The following is a 23,345-nucleotide window of genomic DNA, read 5'->3' as shown; positions in this document are numbered from 1 at the left end:
TTCGAAACCCGTGAGCAATCGGGCAGCAGCGCATCGACGAAAGGCCACGAGCCGCGGTTTCGAACTGATCGGTCGGTCATCGACGGAACGCAGCAACACCGATTGCGTGCTCTATTGCGAGGTCGGGTTCCTGCTCAGTTGACCACGACGGAGCGAGTCTTACGAGCGAGGAGTTCGCGGCCCGTCTCGCGTCCGCGCCGAAGGCGCGGCCATTCAACAGAGCCGAGTCGTCGAAGCGCATGCGACGCAGTCGCGAGTCTCGACGGCCTTCGCTAGCGACTGCTTGCAGGTCGCTCGAAAGGGTCGGACGCGAGACACCAGGGGCCGCGAACACGCCGCGCCCGCGCGGCAGAATTATTGAACTCTGTCGGTGCGATCGCCTACGGTTTCGCGACATGCGGATGCTGCACACCTCGGACTGGCACATCGGGCGCACATTCCATGGGGTCGATCTGCTCGTCGATCAGGCCGCCGGGCTCGCGGCCATTGCCGAATTGGTGTCGGCGGAATCCGTTGACGTCGTGGTACTGCCGGGGGACGTGTACGACCGATCGATTCCGAGCGCCGACGCGATCGCAGTGTGTATCCAGGGATTCGAAGCCATCCGCGCGGCGGGGGCACAGATCGTCGCGACCTCCGGCAATCACGATTCGCCGACACGTCTCGGTGCGGGTGCGAGTTTCGCTGCGGCGGGTGGGCTGCATCTGCGGACTACCGTCGCCGCCGCCGATCAGCCGGTGCTGTTGTCCGACGAGCACGGTGCGATCGCCTTTTACGGCATCCCGTATCTGGAGCCGGAGATCACCCGCGCCGAACTCGGTGTACCGCAAGCACGTTCGCACGCGGAGATTCTGGACGCGGTGATGAGCCGGATCCGCGCCGATATCGCCGAGCGTCCCGGCACCCGCACCGTGGTGCTGGCCCACGCCTTCGTTGTCGGTGGCGAGGCGACCGGATCCGAGCGTTCGATTTCGGTCGGCGGCGTGGAGACGGTGCCGCTGTCGGCATTCGACGGCATCGACTATGTGGCGCTCGGGCATCTGCATTCGCCGCAGACGCTCTCGGAATCGGTGCGCTATTCCGGTTCCCCGCTGCCCTATTCGTTCGCCGAGACCTCGCACCGGAAGGCGGTATGGCTCGTCGATCTGAACGCTTCCGGCCTGTATTCGGTGCAGCGCCGCGATCTTCCGCTCGTGCGGGGTTTGAGTCGTCTCACGGGTACCCTCGACGAATTACTCGGTGATGCAGCCTATTCCGACGCTGAGGAGCACTACGTCTCGGCGACGCTCACCGACTACGCCCGTCCCGTCGACGCGATGCGCAAACTGCGCGAGCGCTTCCCGCATGCGGTGCACGTGGAATGGTCGCGCCCGGAGGGCAACCCGGAATTGCGCTACCGTGAGCGCGTGCACGGCCGCCGCGATACCGAAGTAGCGCAGAGCTTCCTCACTGACGTCCGCGGGGAACCCACACCGGGTGAAATGGCCTGGCTGGAACGTGCGCTCGCCGCGGCGGTCGCCGAACCGGACCGGGCGGTGGCGGTACTGGACACGCTGGCCGGGGAACTCTCCGCGTGAGCGGCCCTCGGTTGACGTGTGGCCCGCTCAGACCGGTCACCAGTGGACATCGCTACGGCGAAGCCCTGGCGCGCATGCCGAAAACCCTTCGCGGCATTGGTTATCGCAACAGCTTTGCCTCGGGCGTAGGTTCCGGCAGCGGGCTTGCGCGAGGCGTCCGCGCGCTGAATGGGTTCCACGAGGACGAGGCCGACCCAGGACGTTTACTGGTGCTGCCCGCGACGTCGACCGCGTTCGACGGGGGCGCTGAATGAGGCTGCATCGGCTGGAGATGACCGCATTCGGCCCGTTCGCCGAAACTACGGTTGTCGACTTCGACACGCTCGGAGCGGATGGGCTGTTCCTGCTGCACGGGCAGACCGGGGCCGGAAAGACGACGGTGCTGGATGCTATCGCCTTCGCGTTGTACGGCAGCGTGCCGGGCGCGCGCGGCGAGAGTAAGCGGCTGCATTCCGATCATGCCGACGAGCAGACGCCGCCCCGGGTCGTGCTGGAGGCAACGCTGGGTGGCCGACGAGTGCGGTTGACGCGCACGCCGGAATTCCAGCGGCCGAGCAAGCGAGCCAAAAGCGGTTGGGTCAAGGAGAATGCCGCCGCGACGCTGGAATGGTTGGACGGGCGCGGCGCGAACCTCGCTCGCCTGACCGATATCGGCGACGAAATCATCCGGCTGCTCGGCATGAGCGCGGACCAGTTCTTCCAAGTCGTGCTGCTGCCCCAGGGTGATTTCGCGCGATTTCTGCGTGCGGAGAACGAGGAGCGCGAGAAGCTGCTCGAAAAGCTTTTCGAAACAGAGCGTTTCGGTAGTGCCGAACAGTGGTTGGCCGACAAACGTCGCGCCTCGGCAGCTGACGTGGAGTCGCGCAAGCAGGGCATCGATCGGTTGATCGCACAGGTCGCGGTGGCAGCGGGGGAGACGGCGGCCGAATCCGTCGGGCCATTGGAAGCGGTCGGCTGGTCGCAAGATCTGCTCGCGACCGCGCGTGCTGCGCTCACCATGACTGCGGCGGAAGCCGAACGGTGCCAACAGGAATCGGCGCGCATCAGGTCTCGTGCCGAGGAGCAACGCCGCTTGCACGAACTGCGTCGCCGCATGATCGCGGCCCGCGAGCGGCTCGACGAATACGCGGCCGCCGCCGGCCACCGCGCTGACCTGCAGGCCGAACTCGAATCGGCCCGCCGTGCCGCACCGGTCGCCGAGGCCATCGCTGAGGCGCGCGCCGCGGTAATGCACGCCAGGCGCAAATCGGACGAAACCCATCGCATCGCAGCACGATTGGCCCTACTGCTCGCCGATCCTGCTGGCTCGGACGTCGCCGGCAATGAGCTGATCACGGTCCAGTCCGGCCCGGACGGTACGCCGATTGTCGTCGCGGACACGGATGTCGATGCGGCGATTCGACGGTGGAGCGCCCAGATGGGCGCGCTCGACGAGGTTAGCGCCGATGCGACCACCGCGACCCGGCTTACTTCCGAACTGGCCACGCTGCGCGACGAGGACACCGCTCTCACCGGCCGCGTGGACAAACTGACCCGGATACGTCAGCAGCTGCCCGAATCGATCGCCACAATCGAGGCCCGGCTGCGCGAAACCACCGAGGCCGCAGCCAAACTGCCCACCCTGACCGCCGAATGCGAAAGCCTGCAGACCGCGGCACTGGCGGCGGTCGAACTCGCCGGTCGCAGAACAACTCTCGACCACGCACGGATCGAATTGGAGTCGACCCGCGCCGCACACCTCGACGCCAAGGAACGCGTACTCGACTTGCGCGAACGCAGGCTGGCCGGGATGGCTGCCGAACTCGCCGGTCAGTTGACCGACGGGGAGCCGTGCACGGTCTGCGGCTCCGCCGACCATCCCGCACCGGCTCGCGCTGCGGCCAGCGCGGTATCCAAGGACGCCGAAGACGCGGCGGCCGCCGCGGAGCGCGCGGCCGAGGACGCACGCGACCGAGTGCTGGCCCGAATCACCGATCTGGAACGCGAAATCGACGCGCTCATCGCCCGCGGTGGCGATGCCGACCGCGTCGAATTGGCCGCCGCCCTGCGCGCCGCCACTGATCGCTACGAAGACGTGTCCGAACTCGCCGCCCTCTCCGACAGCCTCACGGCCGAACTGACCCGCCTGCGCACCGACGAATCGCGCCTGCACGACGAACTCCGCGAATCCGATACCCGCCGCGGCATCGTCACCACCCGCATCGCCGCCGCCACCGCGCGCCTCACCGAACTCACCGACCGCCTGCGCACTGCCGCAGGCGCCGACGAAACCATCGACCGCCGCCGCACCCGCCTCGACACCCTGATCGGCGACGCTACCGCCCTCCGCGACGCCCGCAACGACGAGTCGGCCGCAATCGAGCAGGTCACCATGATCGCTGACCGAGTTGAAAGCCTCGCTCTGGCAGCCGGTTTCATTATCGAGCAGGCAGCGGAGTCCGTCGCGAGCGGTGCGACGCCCGGTCAGGCGGCTGGTCCGGATGCGTCGCCGCGCACCGCTCCTGAGGGCGCAGGCAGTGGTGATGCGGTCATCGACGCCGATGGTGCTGGTGCGGTCGCCGATTCGGCCGAGGCGAGTGTCGACCATCGGGAAGCCGCCGGTTCGGCGGTCGTCGAAGCCGACGCCCGGCCACGCGATGACGTGGCCTTGTTGAAGGCATACGCGCGAGTGGTCACCGCGGCCTCGCGAACTGCCCAGCGGCAGAGTCAGATCGAAGCGGAGCTGGTCGCCGCCGATCGGGCTCGTGCGCATGCCGAGGCAGTCCTGGCCGAGCCGGAGATCCAGGCCGCGGCGTCAACCGAACCCGGCGATCTCGAGGAGTTGGAGTCTGCCGTGGCCGCCGCGCAGACCCAGCTGAATGCCGCGGTCGCCGCGCATGCGGAGACCGCTCGACGGGTGAACCTGCTGGAGGATTTGGGCGGTCAGCTGTGGGCCGCGGTCGATCGGATCGCCCCGGTGCAGCGCGCCCATGAGGAACTTGCCACGCTCGCCGAGGTTGTTGCGGGCCGAGGCGCGAACAATCGCCGAATGTCGTTGCGTTCCTATGTACTTGCCGCCCGGCTGGAAGAGGTGGCATTGGCGGGTTCGGTTCGCCTGCGCCGAATGTCGGGCGGTCGCTACGAATTCGTGCACTCCGACAAGGCAGGCCCGCGTGGCCGTCGCGGTGGCCTCGGCCTCGATATCCGCGACGACTACACCGGCGCCGTCCGCCCCGCCAAGACCCTTTCCGGCGGCGAATCATTCATGGCCGCGCTGTCATTGGCTCTCGGCCTCGCCGATACCGTGGCAGCCGAATCCGGCGGCATGGTGCTCGACACCATCTTCATCGACGAGGGTTTCGGCGGACTCGATGCCGACACCCTCGACGCGGTCATGGGAGTTCTGGACGAACTCCGTGCGGGCGGGCGCGTGGTCGGCGTGGTCAGCCACGTCGACGAGATGCGCCAGCGAATTCCGAGCCGCCTGCACGTCATACGCGGGCGAGCGGGTTCCCAACTCCGCACCACCGTCGCCTGAGTAAACGTTTACGGGTCCCCGCGGCTGCTGGCTCGTCCAAGCCCGCCGTGGCGGTAATGGCGGATTTCCGCTAGCGTTCGGTGCGGGTTGCTGCAATTGTGGATTGGGTGACGATCACGGCTTTGGATTTCGAACGCTGCTATCGGGCGGTGTCGACCCGGGACTCCCGATTCGACGGCCAGTTCTTCACCGCCGTGCGAACTACCGGAATCTATTGCCGCCCTTCATGTCCGGCGATTACGCCGAAACCGACCAACGTGACGTTCCTGCCGACGGCCGCCGCCGCGCAGCAGGCCGGATACCGGGCCTGCCGCCGCTGCCTGCCCGATGCCGCACCCGGATCGCCGCTGTGGAATACCCGCGCAGATCTGGCCGCGCGGGCGATGCGACTCATCGGCGACGGCGTCATCGAGCGCGGCGGCGTGCCCGCACTGGCCGCCACGCTGGGCTATTCGCAGCGCCAGCTCACTCGGGTGCTGACCACCGAACTGGGGGCCGGTCCATTGGCGCTGGCCAGGGCGCATCGGGCGCACACCGCGCGGCTGCTGATCCAGACCACGAATATGCCGATGTCCGATATCGCCTTCGCGGCCGGATTCGCCAGTATTCGCCAGTTCAACGACACCGTCCGCGAGGTATTCGCGGTCAGTCCGACGACCATGCGCACCGAGGCGCAGCGGGTGACGCGCTCCCACAGCCACTTGGTGCCCGCCTCCAACGGCTCGCTGACGCTGCGGCTGCCTTTCCGCGAGCCGCTGGACCGCGGCTGGCTCGAATGGTTCCTCTCCTCACACGTCGTGGCGGGCATGGAGCTATGGGAGGACCGCGCATACACCAGGAGCCTGCGCACCCCACACGGATATGCGACGACGCGGCTGAGTTTCCAGCGTGACCACGTGCGCGCCGAACTGTCGCTGCACGATATGCGCGATCTCGCACCGACCGTCGCACGCTTGCGGCATCTGCTGGACCTGGATGCGGACCCGGTAGGAATCGATGAGGCGCTCGGCGTGGTGCCCGCCGACACCGACGTTATCGAGACATCCGGGCGAGATCTCCCGGACGTCGGTGCGGCACCGGCCGACCATCCCTTCAATGTCGGTGTGGCCGCTCGCCGTAGCCGAGCCCGCCCACCGTTCACTCCCGGCATCCGGGTGCCCGGCTCCCTAGATGGTCCGGAGTTATTGCTGCGCACCATGATCGGTCAGCAGATTTCGGTGTCCGCCGCCGCGACGCACACTGCTCGTCTGGTCGAGGCGCTCGGCGAACCGGTCGACGGACCGGTCGCGCGCTTGTTCCCGACTCCGGCCTCGATCGCCGACCGCGGAGCCGAGGTATTGACGGGTCCGGCGCGGCGGACTCGCTCGATTATCGGCGTGGCCTCGGCTCTCGCCTCCGGCGATCTGGTGCTGCACCAGGGCCGCCCCGCCACCGACCTCCGCCGCGACCTGTTTGCTCTGGAGGGTGTCGGACCGTGGACCGCCGATTACGTGACCATGCGACTGCTGGCCGATCCCGACGTCCTGCTCGACACCGATCTCGTTGTCCGCCAGGGCGCTACCCTCCTCGGCGTCGATCTCACCGATACCGCGCGCTGGGCGCCGTGGCGTTCATATCTATCCATGCACCTGTGGAAGGCCGCGCTCGCCGGTCGCAAGGCAGTACCACCGAAAGCATCCCCGACGAAAGTGAAGACCCGATCGTGACAACCGATTTCGCGACATCCGACACCCCGATCGGGCCGTTCACCGCACTGGTCGACGTCGATGGTGCCGTACTCGCCTCCGGCTGGACCGCCGACGCCGAGAACTTGCGGCAGTTGATCCACCCGAGTCTGCGGCCCAGCGAGCTTCGCAGGCGTGCTGACCTCGGCGAGGTGACCCGCGCGATCACCGCCTACCACCGCGGCGAACTGGCCGCGATCGACGCGATCGAGGTGCGCCAGCAATCCGGTGAATTCCTGGTGCACGCATGGGAAGTGCTGCGCAAGATCCCGGCGGGCGATCCGGTCACCTACACCGAATACGCCGCCATCTCCGGCCGTCCCGACGCCACCCGCGCCGCGGCCAATGCCTGCGCCCGCAATGCCGCGGCATTGTTCGTGCCCTGCCACCGAGTGCTGCGCATCGGCGGCGCGCTCGGTGGCTTCCGCTGGGGGCTGCCGGTGAAACGCTGGCTGTTGGACCACGAAGGCGGCACGTCCGACGTCCAGTTGCGCATGGCGTAGACCGACACGTTCTACACCGAGGTGCGCCTCGAATCATCTTGCGCTGGGAGCCGGTTTCGGCCCACTCGGGGCGACGGACTCAACGTCTCGAGCGCGATCACGCCGAATAGCGAGCTCAACAGCAGCGATTCTGTGGATTGCTATCCGCGTCGGCATGCCGTCGACGCCAATACTCCCGCTCGGACGGAATTTCACATCCGGGGTGATTGCGCTGCAGATGGTCCACATAGCGCTGGTAATCCTGCCCGCCCAGCACCGCATTGAACCACGAAACGAATGCGCGACCCCTTGTGGCACAGGCACTTGCGGCCAGTCGCAGACGCCGAATGACGGCCGGTCGAGGTGACCGGCCGTCATTCGGCTGAGCTGCTGCGGTCAATGTGCTGGGGTTTCCGCCGTCGTGCCCTTGGTATGTGCGGCGCCCGGTGCTCGGACCTGCCCCGATTCGATCAGGGCATCCCATTCCTTCTGCACCGCCTTCTCTTCCGCGGTGGCGATGAAGCCGCGCGGTGCGAAGATCTTCGACGGTTCATCCGGCGTTTCACTGCTCGGTCCGCCGCCCGCCCGCCAGGCACGGAAGCAGACCACCACACCGACCACCGCGACGACCAGCACCAACACCGCGAAGATGATCGACAACGTGCCCTGGATGAACGTATTGCGCACGACCTTGTCCATATCGTCGGCAGTCTTCGCCGGTGCCAACAACTTTCCGGCATCACGGGCGGCACTGTAGTTATCGTGCTGCTTCCAGTAGCCGATCTTCGGATCGGCGGAGAAGATCTTCTGCCAAGAGGCCGTCATCGTCACGATCAGATCCCAGATCAGCGGCAGCGCGGGAATCCACGCCCACTTCACCAGGCCCTTCTTGATCAGAATGGTCAGCACGACGGTGAGTGCGATCGCGGCCAGCAGCTGGTTGGAGATGCCGAACAGCGGATAGAGCGTGTAGATGCCGCCGAGCGGATCGGTGACACCCATCAGCAGCACCGAACCCCAGGCCGCCACCACGATGGCCGAGCACACCCATGCGCCTGGCCGCCACGACGGATCCTTGAACTTCTTCGCCGGGCCACCAAGGTTGCCGAGTGAGTCCGAGAGCATGAAGCGCGCGACACGGGTACCGGCGTCGATGGTGGTGAGGATGAACAGCGCCTCGAACATGATCGCGAAGTGGTACCAGAACGCCTTCATCCCGGAGCCGCCGAGGAATCCGGACATCACCTGGGACATGCCGACCGCCAGCGTCGGCGCGCCACCGGTGCGCGAGATGATGCTGGTCTCTCCGACATCCTTGGCCGTCTGGGTCAGCTCACCCGCGGTGACCGGATCACCGCTCAGACCAAGGGTATTGGTGTAGGCGGCGGCCTTCTCGGCGGTTCCGCCGGTGAGACCCGCGCCCGCGTTCATGGCGAAGTACAGGTGCTGGTCGATGATGCTCGCGGTGATCATCGCCATGATCGCGACGAACGACTCCATCAGCATGCCGCCGTAGCCGATCATGCGCGCATGCGATTGCTTCTCCAGCAGTTTGGGCGTGGTGCCGGAGGAGACCAGGGCGTGGAATCCGGACAGCGCGCCACAGGCGATGGTGATGAACAGGAACGGGAACAGGCTGCCCGCGAAGGACGGACCGTTGCTGTTGTGCGCGAACTGCGACACCGCGGGCGCTTTCAGCACCGGCATGGTGAACACGATGCCGAGCGCGAGCAGGCCGATGGTGCCGATCTTCATGAACGTCGACAGGTAATCGCGCGGTGCGAGCAGTAGCCACACCGGCAGTACCGAGGCGATGAAACCGTAGACGATCAGCAGCCAGGCGATCGTTGTGCCGGACAGCGTGAACAGGTCACGGCCCCAACCGGACTCGGAAACCCAACGGCCGGAGATGATCACGAACAGCAGCAGCGCGAAGCCGACGATCGATACCTCGCCGACCCGGCCCGGCCGCACGAAGCGCAGGTACAGGCCCATGAACAGGGCGATCGGGATGGTCATGCCGATGGAGAACACACCCCATGGGCTGCCGCCGTGCAGCGCGCCGTCCGGACCCTTGACCGCGGCCAACGCCTGCACGACCACGATGCCGAGCACCGCGAGCAGGATCATCATGATCACCAGTACCGCGACGATCGCGGCGACACCGCCGATCGGACCGAGTTCGTCACGGGCCATCTGCCCGAGGCTGCGCCCACGCCGCTTCGACGAGGCCCACAGCACCAGGTAGTCCTGCACCGCGCCGGCGAGGACGACGCCGACGATGATCCAGATGGTGCCCGGCAGATAACCCATCTGCGCGGCCAGCACCGGTCCGACCAGTGGACCGGCGCCCGCGATGGCGGCGAAGTGATGCCCGAAGAGCACCCGCCGATCCATCGGCATGTAGTCCTTGCCGTTCTCCAATTCCTCGGCGGGCGTGGCCACATCGTCGCGCGGCTTGGTGATCCGGTATTCGATCAGCCTGGCGTAGAACTGGTAGGCGGTCACATAGGTGCAGACCGCCGCGATCACGATCCACACCGCGTTCACGTTCTCACCGCGGGAGATGGCGAGGACGGCCCAGGCTATCGCTCCGACGACTGCGATCGCCCCGAAGATCGCCTTCTTCCGTGGCGTGATCGTGGAGTGATCGACCACCCCGACGGGCGGCAGATCGGGATCCGTCCGCAAATATTCGATTGTCGCCATCCGCTTACTCTCCTGAAAAACGCGCAGGATCCTGCTCAAACATCTGACAACGTATCCGATTGGTGATGTCGATCGGGCTCGTTTCCGATCGGCTTTGGACAACGTTAAGTTTTGTTCGTGTGTCGGCCATCACCTCGGTGTTGCCGAACGTATGCTGCCATGCGATTCCGCCAAGCTCCACACCCGCCTGGAGGAGGGCCTCGTTGCGCAGGCGCACGCTGCTCGGCTCGATGCTGACCGCGCCGCTGCTCGCCGGCACCGGCTGTGGATCCGATGACGACGCGCTGACTTTCTTCTTCCAGGCGAGGCCGGAGGAGGCGCGGGTTCGGCTGAAGATCATCGACGAGTTCCAGCAGCGGCATCCGGAGATCCGGATTCGCACCATCATGTCCGGGCCGGATCCGCTGCAGCAGATGTTGACCTACTGCGCGGGTGGCAAATGTCCCGACGTCATGATGGCGTGGGAGTTGCTTTATGCCGGACTCGCCGAGCGCGGGGTGCTGCTGGATCTGCGTACGCTGCTCGGTCGGGAGCCCGAATACGCTGCCGCACTGCGTGCCGACAGTTATCCGGCGCTCTATGACACCTTCACCTATGGCGGCGGGCAATATGCGCTGCCGGAACAGTGGTCGGGGGTGTTTCTGTACTACAACCGGAAGCTTTTCGCCGAAGCCGGAGTGACCGCGCCGACGCGGTGGCGCGATGCCTGGTCTTTCGCCGAATTCCTCGATGCTGCAAGGGCACTCACGCGGCGAGAGTCATCCGAGCGGAACCGGCAGTGGGGTTTCGCCGATGCCTGGGTGCCGTACTTCTCGGCCGCCTGTTTCGGTATGAACAATGGGGCGGAGTGGTTCTCGCCGTCGGTGGATCCGACCAGGACCAATCTCGGCGATCCGCGGTTCGCCGAGGGGTTCCAGTTCTATGCTGATCTCGCGGTTCGCCATCGGGTCGCGCCGAAAGTCGCCGATCAGCAGTCGGTTTCGGCTCCCGATCTGTTCCGTCGAGGACGGGCGGCAATGGCGATGGGTGGGCATTGGCTGTATTCCGAGTTCGCCGGACAGGACGATTTGCCCATCGATGTCACGGTGCTGCCGGCTGGCCCGCATGGCGGGCCTGGGGCGATTACCGATGTGGGGAGTACCGGGTTGTCGATCGCCGCCGATAGTCCGCGCATCGAACAAGCTTGGGAATTCGTCAAATTCGCGACCGGGCCGGTGGGGCAAGCGATTATCGCCTCCTCCGGTCTGTTCGTGCCGGTGTTGAAATCCGCAATGGGCTCTGCTGGATTCGCGAATGCGCATCGCGAGATACGCAATCTTCAAGTGCTCACGGAGGGGCCGGAGAATTCGCGACCGCTGCCGGTTACCCCGGTTTGGGGCAAGGTTTCCGCGCTGCTCGAACGCGGTGGCAATCGGGTGCTACGCGGAGCTGCCACCGCGGAGTCCGAGAGTGCGTCCCTGACTGCCGATATCAATACCCTTCTGGAACCCTCATGAAACTGATTCGAGCGCGGCTGGCGCGGCGGCGTGAGCGGGCGGGCTGGATGTTCGTGGCACCGAATCTAGCTGCGGTGCTGGTGTTCTTGCTGGTTCCGCTCGCGGTATCGCTGTATCTGAGTCTGCACTCGTGGGACTTGTTCAGTGCACCACGGTTCGTGGGGATTGCGAACTATCGGCGGTTGTTCGCATCGGATCCGTTGTTCCTCATCGCATTACGCAATACCGCGGTGTTCACCGTGTTGACACTGGTGCCGACGGTGGTGATCGGGCTCGCGGTAGCGGCGGTGCTCAATCGAAAGCTGGCCGGTATCGGCATCTTTCGAACCATCGCGTTCCTGCCGCTGGTCGCCTCGACCGTGGCCATGGCCGTGGTGTGGCGCTTCATCTTCACCACCGATGACGGTCTGCTCAACATTATGCTCGGCTGGGTCGGCTTCGATCCGGTTCCGTGGCTCACCGACCCGGATTGGGCGCTGATTTCGCTGAGCATCGTGACCGTATGGAAGAGCGTGCCTTTCGCAACGGTCATCCTGCTGGCGGCTATGCAGGGCGTGCCCGCGACGCTGTACGAGGCAGCGCGAATCGACGGCGCGGGGGCGCTGCGGCGGTTCTGGTCGGTGACACTGCCGTTGATTCGTGGGCCGCTGTCTTTTGTTTTCGTCATCACCATCATCAACTCGGTGCAGGCCTTCGATCAGGCCTATGCTTTGACCGGCGGTAATGGCGGGCCGGAGACCGGGACATACCTGCTCGGAATCATGTTGTTCCAGAACGCCTTCGGATTCTACGAGATCGGCTATGCGGCAGCGCTGGCCTGGGTGATCTTCGCGATCCTGCTGGTGCTGACGCTCTTACAACTGCGGTTCGCGCGCCGGTCGGAGGTCGAGTTGTGAATGCGCACGAGGTGGTTCGGTCGCTTCCGGTGCGGATCGTTGTGCGGGCGCGCAGTACCAGCCGGGTGGAGCGGGCCATTCTGCGCCGGACGGTGCGCGGCATCCTGATTTACGTGGCGCTCGTTGGTGTCGCCTGGTGTGCGTTGTTTCCGATCCTGTGGGCATTGTCGGGTTCGTTGAAGCGCGATGGCGAAATCACCGAGCCGACACTGATTCCCGCGCGTCCGCAGTGGTCCAACTACGGGAAGGTCTTCGACCTACTACCGCTCGGGCGGATGCTGCTCAATACCGCGTGCTATGCGTTATGTGTCACGGCCGGGCAGGTATTCTTCTGCTCGCTGGCTGGATATGCATTCGCGCGCTTGCGATTTCGTGGTCGCGACGTACTTTTTCTCGCCTACCTCGGCACGCTTATGGTGCCTTTGACGGTTACGGTAATCCCGCAATTCCTGATCATGCGTGCCTTCGGCTGGGTGGACACGCCGTGGGCAATGATTGTTCCCGGCCTGTTCGGCAGCGCATTCGGCACCTATCTGATGCGCCAGTTCTTCCGAACGTTGCCTGCCGAGCTCGAGGAAGCGGCGATCGTCGACGGGTGCACGACCTGGCAGGTGTTCTGGCGAGTCTTGTTGCCGCACACCCGTCCTGGGCTCATGGTCCTCGGTGTGCTGACCTGGATCACCGTTTGGAACGACTTTCTGTGGCCGCTGATCATGATCCAGCGCAATGACATCGCCACCGCCACATTAGGTCTGGTCCGGCTGCAAGGCCAATACCATACGCAATGGCCGATTCTGATGGCCGCGGCCGTGGTCATTCTGCTGCCACTGGTGGTCGTCTACGCGATCGCGCAACGGGCGTTCGTGCGCGGCATCGCGGCATCGGGTCTCGGCGGGCGTTGACGGCCGCGCCGACGGCGGCCGTCGTTCTTACTCGCCCCAGTAGGTGCCGAAGCTCCAGAGGTTGCCCTCCGGATCACGGACGGTGAAGCCGCGCGAACCGTAGTCCTCATCGCGCAGACCGCGCACCACCTCCGCGCCCGCGGCGACCGCACGATCGTGCAGGGCATCGGGTTCCTCGCAGACGAGGTAGATCGAGTCGGTGCCCGGTCCCCGTTCACAGAACGGGTTATCGCCCTTGCCGATGGAACTGAACATGATTCCGCCGCCGAGCGGCCAGCGCAGTTGGCCGTGCTCGATGAACGACGCATCGTCCTCCCTGGCGAACAGCGCGACTTCTTCGAAGCCGAATGCACTGGTCAGGAAGGCCACTGCCGCACGAGCGTCGGTGAAATTGAGGCACGGCCATACGGCGGTGCGGGTTGTTGTCTGTGCTGAACCTGTTGGTGTTGTCATGGATCCAGCCTCACGTGCGGGACCCCTCCGGGTCTTGGACGGATGGAATCTCCTCCGCGAGCCATGCGGTGGGGCTGCAACCGGCCAGCTCCGCGAAGTCGCGGTTGAGGTGGGCCTGATCGTAATATCCGCAGGTCGCGGCCACCTGCGCGATCGTCACATAGGACGGTGTGTGCCCGATCATCCGCCTCGCGCGTTCGAAGCGGGCGATCCGAGCGGCGAGCTTCGGGCTGAGCCCGAACTCCGCACCGAAGCGTCGCGCCAGATGCTGGCGGCTCCAACCGATTTCCTCGGCGAGCGGGCCGATCTGGGCCGCACCGTCGGATTGGACCAAAGTGCGCCAAGCCCAAGTCAATTCGGGTGTCACCAGGCGATCGTGACAGGCCAGCGCGGTCAAAACCCGATCACAGGCGGCGAACCGCTCCGGCCAGGACGGCAACTCCTGCAATTGCTCCCACAGCTGCCGCCCGACCGGTCCCGCCACCTCGGCGCATTCCACCGAGGTGTTCCACAGCGCACTCGCGGGCATCCCGAACAGGGCTCGGCTCCCGAGCGGCGTCAACTCGATCCCGATCCCCTCCTGATAGCCATTGTGCGAAATAACCGCCGAACTGGCCTGCAACCCGCTCAGCACGCACCGGTAGTCCTGCGGCGACTGCAGCGAATCCGTCTGCGCCACAACGTCGATACTCGGCCCGATCGACACGATGAACGTCATATGCCGAGACGGCAGTCCCCGATGCAACCCGGACGCAAACCCGCTCAGTCGATACCCGACGTACCCATCGATGTACGCCGCGAGCGCAGGTGCCGGACGCGCCGTCACCACTTCGGTGGTCGGCTCCATACCGGCCAACGCTACGCCGCCGGTCGGCTAGCGCGAGGTGAGTCAGCCGGCAACGTTGATGTGGTGGTGGATCGACTGCGGGTCCGCCGCCAGCTCGAGCAGGCACGCGGCCAGGTCCTCGCGGCTGACCCGGATGCCGAATGTCACGTTGCGGTCGACCGCGGTTTTGTAGGAACCCTTCGCTGGATGGTCATTGAGCTGCGGTGCTCGCACGATCGTCCAATCCAGTTCGGTATCGCGCGCCGCCTGTTCGGCCGCGGCCATATCGTCGAGGCTGTGCCGCAGCAGCGGACGCAGAATGAGCGGCTTCACTACGAAGCGGGTGAACCAATCGTCGCCCGGTCCAGCGATTCTCGCGCTATTACTGATCAGGATCAGCCGCCGTGCACCCACCGATGCCATGGCCTTGGTGATGGCGAGTGTTGCGTCGGTGGCGACCGTCGTCGGGCCTTTGTCCCGTGATCCGATGGTGTCGAGCACCGCGTCGGCGCCCCGGACGGCCATAGCGATGTCGTCGGGATTCATGATGTCGGCCGTGATCGCGCGCAGTTGTGGATGATCTGTCATGGCGTGCTGGCCGCGGACGACAGCGGTCACCTCGTGGCCGGCCGTGAGTGCCTGTCGCACGAGATGTCCGCCGGTGCGTCCGGTAGCTCCGAAGATCGTGAGTCGCATGTTGAGCCCTTCAGGTTGGTGAGTATTTACTAACCTAGGATGGGTGAGTACTTACTAACCTGTCAACCGGGAGGCCGCATGGGCACGCGCGACCAGATCCTCGACGCCGCGGCGCAGATCATGCGCAACCGCGGCGTGGTGGAGGCCACGACCAAGGAGATCGCCAAGGCGGCGGGCTACTCCGAAGCCGCGCTCTACAAGCACTTCAGCGATAAAGAGGACCTGATTCTGAACGTCCTCCAACACCGTATGCCCGGCCCCGCCGCGACCCGACCCGAACCAGGATCCGCCACGGTCGAAGCCAATCTCGCCGCACTCGCCCGCGCCGCCCTGGCCTTCTATCAGCAGTCCCTACCCCTGCTCGGCGGACTACTCGCACAACCCAAACGCATGGCGGCGCATCGCGATTCGATGCGTCGGCACGGCGCGGGCCCCGGCCACGCCATCGCCGGAATCGCCGCTTACCTGCGTGCCGAACAGCAACTCGGCCGAGTCGACCCCGAAGTCGACGTCGACACCGCAGCAGCCCTCCTCGACGGCACCTGCTTCCACCAGGCCTTTCTGCGCTTCTACGAGGAGGGCCCGGATGCCACCCCCGCCCCGGACGAACTTGCCGAGGACCTGGCGCAGACGCTCGTACGTGGGCTCGGATCGTAGTGCCGCTCACCCGGCGGCCGCGGCGGTGAGATTTCGCACTCGGCGCGGTAAGTGGATGAGGGTTGTCGCAGCGCCGGGCTACCTTTACCTCTCCTAAGGATTTTTGGAGGTGTGATGCGGCGGGTGCAATACCAGCACAGCGGTGGCCCGGAGGTACTCGAGGTGGTGTCGGCCGATGTGCCGACGCCGGGCCCCGGGGAACTGCTGGTCCGGGTCGAGGCGGTTGGTGTGACGCTGCCGGTCGTTCGTAAGGTGCGTGAGCCGCGGGAGCCGATCGCGCTGGGCGGCGAGGTCGCGGGCGAGGTGGTCGCTGTTGGTGAGGGCGTGACCACATGTATGCCCGGCTATCGCGTCACCGGTCTGGTCTTCGGCCACGGCTATGCCGACTACGCGCTGCTATCCGCCGCGATGGCATCGCCGGTTCCCGACGGCGCCTCGGCCGTCGACGCGGTCGCGCTGGTCCGCAGCGGTTTGGTCGCACTCGGTGCGCTCGATGCCGCGAATGCCAAGCCGGAGGAGTCCGCCCTGATCACGGCCGCCGCCAGTGGTGTCGGGCATCTCGCCCTGCAGCTCGCGCGGGTGCGCGGGGCCGCACGAGTGGTGGCGGCGGTCTCCGACCTCGCCAAGACCGACTTCCTGCGCGGCCTCGGCGCCGACGAAGTCGTCGCGTACGACCAGGAATCATGGGGCGAACCCGTCGATTACGTCCTCGACGCTGTCGGGGGCGACCTTCTCACCCCGGCAATCGCGGCAGTGGCCCCAGGCGGCCGACTCGTCGCCTACAGCTCCGGCGGCGGCACCATCCAGGCCTACGACCTGCTAGTCGGCGCGAAATCGGTCATCGGCTTCCAAATGGCCCGCATCGCCCGCAACTCCCCGGATCGCTACGAACATTGGCGCCAAGAACTCTGGCAATACTTCGCCTCCGGCCTCCTGCGCCCGGTCGTCCACGCGGAATTCCCCTTGGCAGACGCCGCCGAGGCCCACGCCGTCATCGAGAACCGCTCGAACCTCGGCAAGGTCGTCCTGATTCCCTGACGAAGTCAGCGTGCGTCCGGGTGCGTCACGGGCGAGAGCGTCACCAGATCCTCGAGTCCTACGAAGTCCGCCGGGTTGACGGTGTACAGCGCCAGTCCATGCGCGGACGCTATCGCGGCGATCATCAGATCGATCCGGCGCGGCTTCGGATTCCGCCCCGCTGCGAGCACCGCCGCGACGACATGGCCATAACGGCGTGCTACGCGCGTATCGAACGGCAGCGGCTCGAACAATGCCTCTGCGTTTTGGACTCGTTCGATTCGGCGGGCGCGCTCGCCGGGGTCGGTCGTGAAGTGCGGCCCTGCGGCGAGTTCGGCCATTGTGATCGAGCTGATGACAATTTCGGCAGGCAGTTCGTCCGGGTCGACGGCGTCGATGAGGATCAAGACATTGGTATCGACCAAGCCTCGCTCGCGGACGGCAGTCATGAATCGCTTCCGGGCGCGAATTCCCCACGGCGGTAGGCGCGGTCATAGGGGTCGTACAACGAGTCATCGACGAAGTCTTGGTCGTCGCTGCCCGACAGCCCTGCGAACGCGGCGATCGTCTCGTCACGAGGCACCGCCGTACGCCGCCGCGCGGGGCGGTGCGGCACCAGATCGGCAACCGCCGCGCCATCGACGGTGACGGTGTACGACTGTCCGGCTCGGACCTCGCGCAGAATTCGGCTGGCCTCGTTGCGGAGTTCACGCTGCGGGATCTCAGGCAGCTCGGCGGGTATGCCCATGTACCCACCATATCGGCAATGCCTACGGTCATGCTACGGATGCGCTACGGCAATGTGGGCGGCTCGCTCGGCCGCTGCCGAAGCTCTACTTCTTGCCGCGTAGACTCTCTCTCTCGTGAGTCTCACCCTCGGAATCGTCGGCCTGCCCAACGTCGGAAAGTCGACGCTGTTCAATGCGCTGACCAAGAACGACGTGCTTGCCGCGAACTATCCGTTCGCGACCATCGAGCCGAACGTCGGGGTGGTTGCGCTGCCCGACCCGCGACTGGACAAGCTGGCCGAGATCTTCGGCTCCCAGCGCATCCTGCCCGCCACGGTGTCGTTCGTCGACATCGCGGGCATCGTGAAGGGCGCTTCCGAGGGCGCCGGACTCGGCAACAAATTCCTTGCCAACATCCGTGAAGCCGATGCCATCTGCCAGGTGGTGCGAGTCTTCGCCGACCATGATGTGGTGCACGTCGACGGGCGCGTCGATCCGCTCGCCGATATCGAGGTGATCGAAACCGAGCTGATCATCGCCGATATGCAGACGCTGGAAAAGGCGATCCCGCGGCTGGAGAAGGAAGCCAAGGTCAAAAAGGACCGCAAGCCGCTGCTCGACGCGGCCAAGGCCGCCCAGGAAGTTCTCGACAGCGGCAAAACCCTCTTCTCCGCCCGCACCCAACTGGATGGCGAACTGCTGAAAGAACTTTCGCTGCTCACCACCAAGCCGTTCCTCTACGTGTTCAACGCCGACGAGTCCGTGCTCACCGACGAGGCCAAGGTCGCCGAACTGAAAGCCGCTGTCGCACCGGCGGATTCGGTCTTCCTCGATGCCAAAGTGGAAGCCGAACTCCTCGAACTCGACGACGAATCCGCCCTGGAACTGCTCGAATCCATCGGCCAATCCGAGCCCGGCCTGCACGCCTTGGCCCGCACCGGCTTCCACACCCTGGGCCTGCAGACTTACCTCACCGCAGGTCCAAAAGAGGCCCGCGCCTGGACAATCCACCAAGGCGACACCGCCCCCAAGGCCGCCGGCGTAATCCACACCGACTTCGAACGAGGCTTCATCAAGGCCGAAGTAGTCGCCTACGACGACCTCATCGCCGCCGGCTCCATGGCCGCCGCCAAGGCCGCAGGCAGGGTCCGCATGGAAGGTAAGGACTACGTCATGACCGACGGCGACGTAGTCGAGTTCCGTTTCAACGTATAGCGTTTCAGCTTCTGTGAAGAAGTAGGGCGGCGCGTGTATCGCTGCTGCTGGTAGAGACTCTGCTGAGCCCCCATCCGGTGTCGGGGTGGGGGCTCAGTCGTTTTCTCTGGCACCGCACGCTGGGCGGTTCGGTCGTCGCGGTATGCGGCTATGAGCGGATGTTGGGTAGAAACCCGGCCGGACGCCCGACGGCGTCTCACCCGACACTTCCGAACATTTGCGCTCAGAGCTGTAGCGACTGGGTGCCGAGGACGGCGGCGAGCGCCAGGCGGTCGGCGTCCTCGGTGCCGGGCTCGGCGGTGTAGACGCTGATACGCAGGTCGTCCAAGGCAACGAGCAGTGTGTCGCAGTCGAGGGTGATCCGGCCGACCGCCGGGTGGTCGATGGTCTTGCGCCGGGATGGGGCGGCCAGGGACGGCGGGGCTTCGACTTCCCAGAGTTCGGCGAACCGCGCGCTACCGCCGGCCAGGTCGGCGACCAGGCGCCGCAGCGCGCGGTCGGCGGGGTAGCGCGACGCGGTCAGGCGCAGGTCGGCCACGAGCCGGGCTTCGTGTTCGGCCTGTTCGCGCGGGGTGTGCACGACCCGCGAGGGCAGCCGGGTGAGGTTGCGCCAGACGGCGTTGCGTTCCAGCCCGCGCCAGGTGGTCGTGTCGCCCATGAGCGCGTGGTACGGCGCATTGGCAAGCACGAGCGTCCAAGTGGCGTCGTAGACCACCACCGGCGTGTGCGACAGCCGGTCGAGCAGCCGCTGCACACTGGGGGTGACCCGCGACGGCACGACGTCCGGGCCGGGCGCGGCGTACCCGGCCAGCCGGTATAGCAGGTCACGTTCGGTGTCGGCCAGGCGCAGCGCGCGGGCCAGCGACTCCACGACCTGCGTCGACGGCGCGGTCGCGCGTCCCTGCTCGAGGCGGGTCAGGTAGTCGGCCGAGATGCCGGCGAGCGCGGCCAGTTCTTCGCGGCGCAACCCGTTGGCCCGGCGCCGCCGGCCTGCCGAGACACCGACGGCCTCGGGTGCCACCCGGTCGCGCCAGCGACGCACCGTCCGGCCGAACTCCCACGCTTCCACGCGGTCCATTCTGGACGAGTCTGCACCGGTTGTCCTGGTCCTGACGGTCCTACGAAAACCGGACGACTGGCTGCCACCCGCTCGCGCTCGCAGGCTGGAGCCATGACCGAACCCGGAACCGTCCTCATCACCGGCCCCACGCGCAACCTGGGCCGCCACGCCGTGCTGGCCATGGCCGACCGCCCGGACGGGCAGCGACCCGACCTGCTGCTCGTCGGCCGCGCCGGGCGTGACCTGACCGCGGTCGCCGACGAGGCTCGTGCCCTTGGGGCGCGCGTCCACGAGATCGGCTGCGACCTGGCGAGCCTGGCGGAGGTCCGTGCCGCCGCGGCTACCGCTCACGGCCTCCTCGCCCACGGCGCCGTCCGTCCGCTGCGCGCGCTGGTTGCCAACGCCGGCACCATGTCGGCCGACACCCGGCGGGTCTCGGCCGACGGCTACGAGCTGACTTTCGCCGTCAACCACCTCGCCCACGCACAGCTCATCGGCGACCTACTCATCTCGTTCACCGCCCCGGCGCGGGTCGTGCTGGTCGGCTCGAACACCTACCACGCCAACTTCTGGCGCAAGCTGCTACACGTGGCCGAGGCCGAGTGGACCGACCCCGTCGAGCTCGCCCGCCCGGCCGGTGGTGAGCGAACCCCGGGCATGGAGGCCTCCGGCATCGCCTACTCCAACGCCAAGCTCGCGATCCTCTATTACGCCCACGAGTTGCAGCGTCAGGCCGGCCCGGGGATCAACGTGTCCGTGTTCGAGCCGGGCTGGATGCCCGGCACCGCGCTGGGTCGCGGCGCCCCCGCGGCGTTCCAGGCGATGAGCCGCGCCCTGGGGCGGATTCCCGGGGTCTCGACGCCGCAGCGCTCGGGGCCGCTGCTGGCCGCGATGGCCCTCGACAAGCGGTGGGCACACCTGCGTGACGGCGCGTTCGTCGTGAAGACCAAGCTGACCGAGGTTCAGCCAGTGGCCCACGACCGCGGCCGGGAGCGGCGCCTGTGGGAGGCGACCGCCGAGCTGTTGGAACGCGCAGGCACGTCGCCTACCCCGGACACAAAGATATGACCGGCGAGCCCGACACACGATCAGCGGCATAGAAAGACGTTCTGTGCGTCAGTTGCCCCCTTGAACTCGGCGGAAGAGGATGTGTTGGGGCGCAGTCGGTTTCGCTGTCGGCCGCGCCCATGCTGGCCGGTTCGGTCAGCGCGGTATGCGGTTACGAGGGTGTGTTGACCACCGATAGAATCGGTCCGGGACGATACCGGCCTTATCCGCTGCCGATGCCTAGAACTCGCAGTACATGACGTGCGGGCCGACTCTCCCCAGCGTGGGGTGGCGAAACGCATCAGGCACGGTTCCCGTGATCTCGAACCCCAGACGCTGGTAGAGGTCAACCGCCCGGTGGTTGCGCTCTGCCACCGCGTTGAACTGTATGCCTGCGAACCGGTGTTCCTTCGCCCGCCCGATCACAAATCGGCACAAGGCGGCCGAGGAACCACGGTGTCGCAGTGGTGTCGGCTAGAGACGTATCGCGGTGCGGACGAGGTCGGCGACGGCTTTGGATCTGCTGTGTGGTGGCCAGGCGATGACGGTCGTGACCGCTGGTGCGTCCGGCACCGGCACGATCGCGTGATCGTCGCGTAGCTGGGTTCGGACCGACTCGGGCATGATTGCGCAGGTTCGTCCGAGCGCGATCAGTTGGGCCAGTTGGGTGTGGTTGCGAACCTGCGGGCCAGGGCCGTCGGGATAGCTCCCGTCCCGTCGGGGCCAGCGCGGCAGGGGCAGATCCGTCAGGGCGGAGACCTCGGCTAACGACATGTGGGGCCGGTAGGCGAGGGGGTGGCCCGCGGGCAGGACCAAGACCTGCTGTTCGGTGTGCAGATCCTCGGTGTCGAATCCGGCGGTCGTGTCGAAGGGCCGGTGGAGCAGGGCGACGTCGGCACGGCCGTCGCGCAGCAGTCCCTCCTGCTCGCCGGGCCCGCACAGCATCACCTCGACGGTGACAGCGCCCGGTTCGGCAGCGTAGGCGTCCAGCAGCTTCGATAGCAGTTCGCTGGACGCTCCGGCCTTCGTGGCCAGCACCACACCGGGCCGATCGGCGGCGCGGCGGGTGCGCCGCTCCGCGGCTTCGACCGCGTCGAGCGCGGCGCGGGCCTCCCGCAAAAGCACCGACCCGGCCTCGGTCAGGGCGATTGAGCGAGTGGTGCGGTGCAGCAGAACCACGCCAAGCCGCCGCTCGAGCTGTTGGATCGCCCGTGATAGCGGTGGTTGCGCCATGGCGAGTCGCTGTGCCGCTCGCCCGAAATGCAACTCCTCCGCGACGGCGACGAAGTATCGCAACTCCCGCGTCTCCACCATGTCATCGTATCCGGCGCTCACCGCCACCAATACCCGTGCGGTATGAGCGGCCACCCAGCTGGTGTTGGACGCACCACCCGAGACCGAACCAGGATCGACGGTATGAGTGAACAGACAATCGCGCTGGTGACCGGTGCGAACAAGGGAATCGGATACGAGATCGCGGCGGGTCTAGGCGCCCTCGGCTGGCGAATCGGTGTGGGCGCGCGCGATGGACAACGCCGCGACACGGCGGTGGAGAAATTACGCGCGGCTGGAACCGATGCATTCGGCGTTCCGCTCGATGTGACCGACGACGCGAGCGTGGCCGCCGCGGCCGATCTGATCGCCGACCGCGCCGGAGGGCTCGACGTCCTGGTCAACAACGCCGCGATCACCGGCGGCATGCCACAGGAACCCACCTTGGTCGATGCCGCGACCGTGCGAGCTGCCGTGGAAACCAACGTGATCGGGGTCATCCGTGTCACCAACGCGATGCTGCCCATGTTGCGCGGTTCGGCAGCACCGAGGATCGTGAACATGTCCAGCAGCGTCGGCTCTCTCACGCTGCAGACCACCCCCGGCACCGACACGGGCCCGATTTCCGCTGCGTACGCGGCATCGAAGACATTCCTGAACGCAGTCACCGTCCAATACGTCAAGGAACTGGGCGACACCAACATCCTGATCAACGCCGGCTGCCCCGGTTTCACCGCCACCGACCTCAACGGCTTCCGCGGCGTCCGAACCCCCCAACAGGGCGCGGCGATCGCGATTCACCTCGCCACCTTGCCCGACGACGGACCGACCGGCGGATTCTTTTCCGACGCTGGAACAGTGCCCTGGTGACAGACTCACAGGAGGACCCCGTGCCACTGCGAGTGAACCCCGCATACCGCACGTCCGGGTTCACCTCACCAACCGCCCCAGGTTTTCGGCGAGAGCGGCGGCGAGTCCGATCTCGTGGGCGATGATGTGATCGGCATGCCATTCGGAGTCGGCTCCGTACATGATCACGTCGTCGCTTTCCCGGGCAATCCACAGGCCACT

The 23,345-nt window shown here is 66.4% G+C and carries 23 protein-coding genes; 13 read left to right on the top strand and 10 right to left on the bottom strand.

The window, feature by feature from the left end:
• Positions 1 to 395: 395 nt before the first annotated feature.
• From AB0J47_RS37910 to AB0J47_RS37890, 5 genes are all read left to right on the top strand, one after another.
• The gene (locus tag AB0J47_RS37910; RefSeq protein WP_364357982.1) at positions 396 to 1,577 is read left to right on the top strand and encodes an exonuclease SbcCD subunit D; all 1,182 of its coding nucleotides are present in this window, start codon (positions 396 to 398) and stop codon (positions 1,575 to 1,577) included.
• A gap of 74 nt (positions 1,578 to 1,651) precedes the next feature.
• Complete coding sequence (locus tag AB0J47_RS37905) at positions 1,652 to 1,831, top strand: hypothetical protein (protein WP_364357979.1); 180 nt, start codon at positions 1,652 to 1,654, stop codon at positions 1,829 to 1,831.
• On the top strand, positions 1,828 to 5,094 hold the full coding sequence (locus AB0J47_RS37900) for an AAA family ATPase (RefSeq protein ID WP_364357976.1): 3,267 nt from the start codon (positions 1,828 to 1,830) through the stop codon (positions 5,092 to 5,094). The genes AB0J47_RS37905 and AB0J47_RS37900 overlap by 4 nt, the downstream gene beginning before the upstream one ends.
• Before the next feature lie 98 nt (positions 5,095 to 5,192).
• The gene (locus AB0J47_RS37895) at positions 5,193 to 6,800 is read left to right on the top strand and encodes an Ada metal-binding domain-containing protein (RefSeq protein WP_364358070.1); all 1,608 of its coding nucleotides are present in this window, start codon (positions 5,193 to 5,195) and stop codon (positions 6,798 to 6,800) included.
• Positions 6,797 to 7,321, top strand: coding sequence for a methylated-DNA--[protein]-cysteine S-methyltransferase (locus AB0J47_RS37890; protein WP_364357973.1), 525 nt, complete (start codon positions 6,797 to 6,799; stop codon positions 7,319 to 7,321). The genes AB0J47_RS37895 and AB0J47_RS37890 overlap by 4 nt, the downstream gene beginning before the upstream one ends.
• 115 nt (positions 7,322 to 7,436) lie before the next feature.
• Here the strand turns inward: AB0J47_RS37890 and AB0J47_RS37885 are convergent, their stop codons facing one another.
• Both AB0J47_RS37885 and AB0J47_RS37880 read right to left on the bottom strand, forming a co-directional pair.
• Positions 7,437 to 7,784, bottom strand: coding sequence for a YbdD/YjiX family protein (locus AB0J47_RS37885; protein WP_364357970.1), 348 nt, complete (start codon positions 7,782 to 7,784; stop codon positions 7,437 to 7,439).
• Positions 7,697 to 10,009 carry a carbon starvation CstA family protein gene (locus tag AB0J47_RS37880; protein WP_364357967.1) on the bottom strand — a complete coding sequence of 771 codons (2,313 nt, stop codon included), beginning with the start codon at positions 10,007 to 10,009 and terminating at the stop codon, positions 7,697 to 7,699. Before AB0J47_RS37880 ends, AB0J47_RS37885 begins: the two co-directional genes overlap by 88 nt.
• 203 nt (positions 10,010 to 10,212) lie before the next feature.
• Here AB0J47_RS37880 and AB0J47_RS37875 point away from each other — a divergent pair, with 203 nt between their 5' ends.
• The 3 genes from AB0J47_RS37875 to AB0J47_RS37865 all read left to right on the top strand — a co-directional run bounded on the left by AB0J47_RS37875 (position 10,213) and on the right by AB0J47_RS37865 (position 13,303).
• Positions 10,213 to 11,505, top strand: a complete 1,293-nt coding sequence (locus tag AB0J47_RS37875; protein WP_364357964.1) for a sugar ABC transporter substrate-binding protein — start codon at positions 10,213 to 10,215, stop codon at positions 11,503 to 11,505.
• Positions 11,502 to 12,401, top strand: coding sequence for a sugar ABC transporter permease (locus AB0J47_RS37870; RefSeq protein WP_364357961.1), 900 nt, complete (start codon positions 11,502 to 11,504; stop codon positions 12,399 to 12,401). The genes AB0J47_RS37875 and AB0J47_RS37870 overlap by 4 nt, the downstream gene beginning before the upstream one ends.
• Before the next feature lie 65 nt (positions 12,402 to 12,466).
• Positions 12,467 to 13,303 carry a carbohydrate ABC transporter permease gene (locus AB0J47_RS37865; protein ID WP_364358067.1) on the top strand — a complete coding sequence of 279 codons (837 nt, stop codon included), beginning with the start codon at positions 12,467 to 12,469 and terminating at the stop codon, positions 13,301 to 13,303.
• A gap of 27 nt (positions 13,304 to 13,330) precedes the next feature.
• Here the strand turns inward: AB0J47_RS37865 and AB0J47_RS37860 are convergent, their stop codons facing one another.
• The 3 genes from AB0J47_RS37860 to AB0J47_RS37850 are packed head-to-tail and all read right to left on the bottom strand — an operon-like array spanning position 13,331 to position 15,278.
• On the bottom strand, positions 13,331 to 13,756 hold the full coding sequence (locus tag AB0J47_RS37860; protein ID WP_364357957.1) for a VOC family protein: 426 nt from the start codon (positions 13,754 to 13,756) through the stop codon (positions 13,331 to 13,333).
• A gap of 10 nt (positions 13,757 to 13,766) precedes the next feature.
• Positions 13,767 to 14,603, bottom strand: a complete 837-nt coding sequence (locus AB0J47_RS37855) for a helix-turn-helix domain-containing protein (RefSeq protein ID WP_364357954.1) — start codon at positions 14,601 to 14,603, stop codon at positions 13,767 to 13,769.
• A 42-nt stretch (positions 14,604 to 14,645) separates the two neighbouring features.
• Positions 14,646 to 15,278, bottom strand: a complete 633-nt coding sequence (locus AB0J47_RS37850; RefSeq protein ID WP_364357951.1) for an NAD(P)H-binding protein — start codon at positions 15,276 to 15,278, stop codon at positions 14,646 to 14,648.
• A 78-nt stretch (positions 15,279 to 15,356) separates the two neighbouring features.
• On the opposite strand from AB0J47_RS37850, the gene AB0J47_RS37845 reads away from it, so the two are divergent.
• Both AB0J47_RS37845 and AB0J47_RS37840 read left to right on the top strand, forming a co-directional pair.
• Positions 15,357 to 15,935, top strand: coding sequence for a TetR/AcrR family transcriptional regulator (locus AB0J47_RS37845; protein WP_364357948.1), 579 nt, complete (start codon positions 15,357 to 15,359; stop codon positions 15,933 to 15,935).
• 114 nt (positions 15,936 to 16,049) lie between these two features.
• Positions 16,050 to 16,973, top strand: coding sequence for a zinc-binding dehydrogenase (locus AB0J47_RS37840; RefSeq protein WP_364357945.1), 924 nt, complete (start codon positions 16,050 to 16,052; stop codon positions 16,971 to 16,973).
• 5 nt (positions 16,974 to 16,978) lie between these two features.
• Here the strand turns inward: AB0J47_RS37840 and AB0J47_RS37835 are convergent, their stop codons facing one another.
• A complete protein-coding gene (locus tag AB0J47_RS37835; RefSeq protein ID WP_364357942.1) occupies positions 16,979 to 17,401 on the bottom strand; it encodes a type II toxin-antitoxin system VapC family toxin in 423 nt (140 codons plus the stop codon).
• Positions 17,398 to 17,700: a type II toxin-antitoxin system prevent-host-death family antitoxin gene (locus tag AB0J47_RS37830; RefSeq protein WP_364357939.1), complete on the bottom strand. Its 303-nt coding sequence runs from the start codon at positions 17,698 to 17,700 to the stop codon at positions 17,398 to 17,400. The genes AB0J47_RS37835 and AB0J47_RS37830 overlap by 4 nt, the downstream gene beginning before the upstream one ends.
• 115 nt (positions 17,701 to 17,815) lie before the next feature.
• On the opposite strand from AB0J47_RS37830, the gene ychF reads away from it, so the two are divergent.
• A complete protein-coding gene (ychF, locus tag AB0J47_RS37825; RefSeq protein WP_364357935.1) occupies positions 17,816 to 18,895 on the top strand; it encodes a redox-regulated ATPase YchF in 1,080 nt (359 codons plus the stop codon).
• A 223-nt stretch (positions 18,896 to 19,118) separates the two neighbouring features.
• Here the strand turns inward: ychF and AB0J47_RS37820 are convergent, their stop codons facing one another.
• Positions 19,119 to 19,973 carry a helix-turn-helix transcriptional regulator gene (locus AB0J47_RS37820; protein WP_364357932.1) on the bottom strand — a complete coding sequence of 285 codons (855 nt, stop codon included), beginning with the start codon at positions 19,971 to 19,973 and terminating at the stop codon, positions 19,119 to 19,121.
• Between the two features lie 93 nt (positions 19,974 to 20,066).
• Here AB0J47_RS37820 and AB0J47_RS37815 point away from each other — a divergent pair, with 93 nt between their 5' ends.
• Positions 20,067 to 21,023, top strand: a complete 957-nt coding sequence (locus tag AB0J47_RS37815) for an SDR family NAD(P)-dependent oxidoreductase (protein WP_364357929.1) — start codon at positions 20,067 to 20,069, stop codon at positions 21,021 to 21,023.
• 219 nt (positions 21,024 to 21,242) lie between these two features.
• Here the strand turns inward: AB0J47_RS37815 and AB0J47_RS37810 are convergent, their stop codons facing one another.
• Positions 21,243 to 21,467, bottom strand: coding sequence for a GNAT family N-acetyltransferase (locus AB0J47_RS37810; RefSeq protein ID WP_364358064.1), 225 nt, complete (start codon positions 21,465 to 21,467; stop codon positions 21,243 to 21,245).
• A 9-nt stretch (positions 21,468 to 21,476) separates the two neighbouring features.
• Positions 21,477 to 22,370: a LysR family transcriptional regulator gene (locus tag AB0J47_RS37805; protein WP_364357927.1), complete on the bottom strand. Its 894-nt coding sequence runs from the start codon at positions 22,368 to 22,370 to the stop codon at positions 21,477 to 21,479.
• 48 nt (positions 22,371 to 22,418) lie between these two features.
• Here AB0J47_RS37805 and AB0J47_RS37800 point away from each other — a divergent pair, with 48 nt between their 5' ends.
• Positions 22,419 to 23,144, top strand: coding sequence for an SDR family NAD(P)-dependent oxidoreductase (locus AB0J47_RS37800; RefSeq protein ID WP_364357924.1), 726 nt, complete (start codon positions 22,419 to 22,421; stop codon positions 23,142 to 23,144).
• The last annotated feature ends 201 nt before the right edge of the window (positions 23,145 to 23,345 follow it).

The organism is Nocardia sp. NPDC049737 (genome assembly GCF_040674755.1).
Classification (GTDB): Bacteria; Actinomycetota; Actinomycetes; order Mycobacteriales; family Mycobacteriaceae; genus Nocardia.
This window is presented reverse-complemented; position numbering and strand designations above follow the sequence as displayed.

Coding starts and splice junctions, on each gene's coding strand:
- AB0J47_RS37800 (WP_364357924.1), top strand. CDS start 22,419: ATGAGTGAACAGACAATCGCGCTGGTGACCGGTGCGAACAAGGGAATC.
- AB0J47_RS37855 (WP_364357954.1), bottom strand. CDS start 14,603: ATGGAGCCGACCACCGAAGTGGTGACGGCGCGTCCGGCACCTGCGCTC.
- AB0J47_RS37815 (WP_364357929.1), top strand. CDS start 20,067: ATGACCGAACCCGGAACCGTCCTCATCACCGGCCCCACGCGCAACCTG.
- AB0J47_RS37840 (WP_364357945.1), top strand. CDS start 16,050: ATGCGGCGGGTGCAATACCAGCACAGCGGTGGCCCGGAGGTACTCGAG.
- AB0J47_RS37860 (WP_364357957.1), bottom strand. CDS start 13,756: ATGACAACACCAACAGGTTCAGCACAGACAACAACCCGCACCGCCGTA.
- AB0J47_RS37820 (WP_364357932.1), bottom strand. CDS start 19,973: ATGGACCGCGTGGAAGCGTGGGAGTTCGGCCGGACGGTGCGTCGCTGG.
- AB0J47_RS37905 (WP_364357979.1), top strand. CDS start 1,652: ATGCCGAAAACCCTTCGCGGCATTGGTTATCGCAACAGCTTTGCCTCG.
- AB0J47_RS37830 (WP_364357939.1), bottom strand. CDS start 17,700: ATGGGCATACCCGCCGAGCTGCCTGAGATCCCGCAGCGTGAACTCCGC.
- AB0J47_RS37850 (WP_364357951.1), bottom strand. CDS start 15,278: ATGCGACTCACGATCTTCGGAGCTACCGGACGCACCGGCGGACATCTC.
- AB0J47_RS37900 (WP_364357976.1), top strand. CDS start 1,828: ATGAGGCTGCATCGGCTGGAGATGACCGCATTCGGCCCGTTCGCCGAA.
- AB0J47_RS37910 (WP_364357982.1), top strand. CDS start 396: ATGCGGATGCTGCACACCTCGGACTGGCACATCGGGCGCACATTCCAT.
- AB0J47_RS37870 (WP_364357961.1), top strand. CDS start 11,502: ATGAAACTGATTCGAGCGCGGCTGGCGCGGCGGCGTGAGCGGGCGGGC.
- AB0J47_RS37880 (WP_364357967.1), bottom strand. CDS start 10,009: ATGGCGACAATCGAATATTTGCGGACGGATCCCGATCTGCCGCCCGTC.
- AB0J47_RS37845 (WP_364357948.1), top strand. CDS start 15,357: ATGGGCACGCGCGACCAGATCCTCGACGCCGCGGCGCAGATCATGCGC.
- AB0J47_RS37835 (WP_364357942.1), bottom strand. CDS start 17,401: ATGACTGCCGTCCGCGAGCGAGGCTTGGTCGATACCAATGTCTTGATC.
- AB0J47_RS37885 (WP_364357970.1), bottom strand. CDS start 7,784: ATGGGATGCCCTGATCGAATCGGGGCAGGTCCGAGCACCGGGCGCCGC.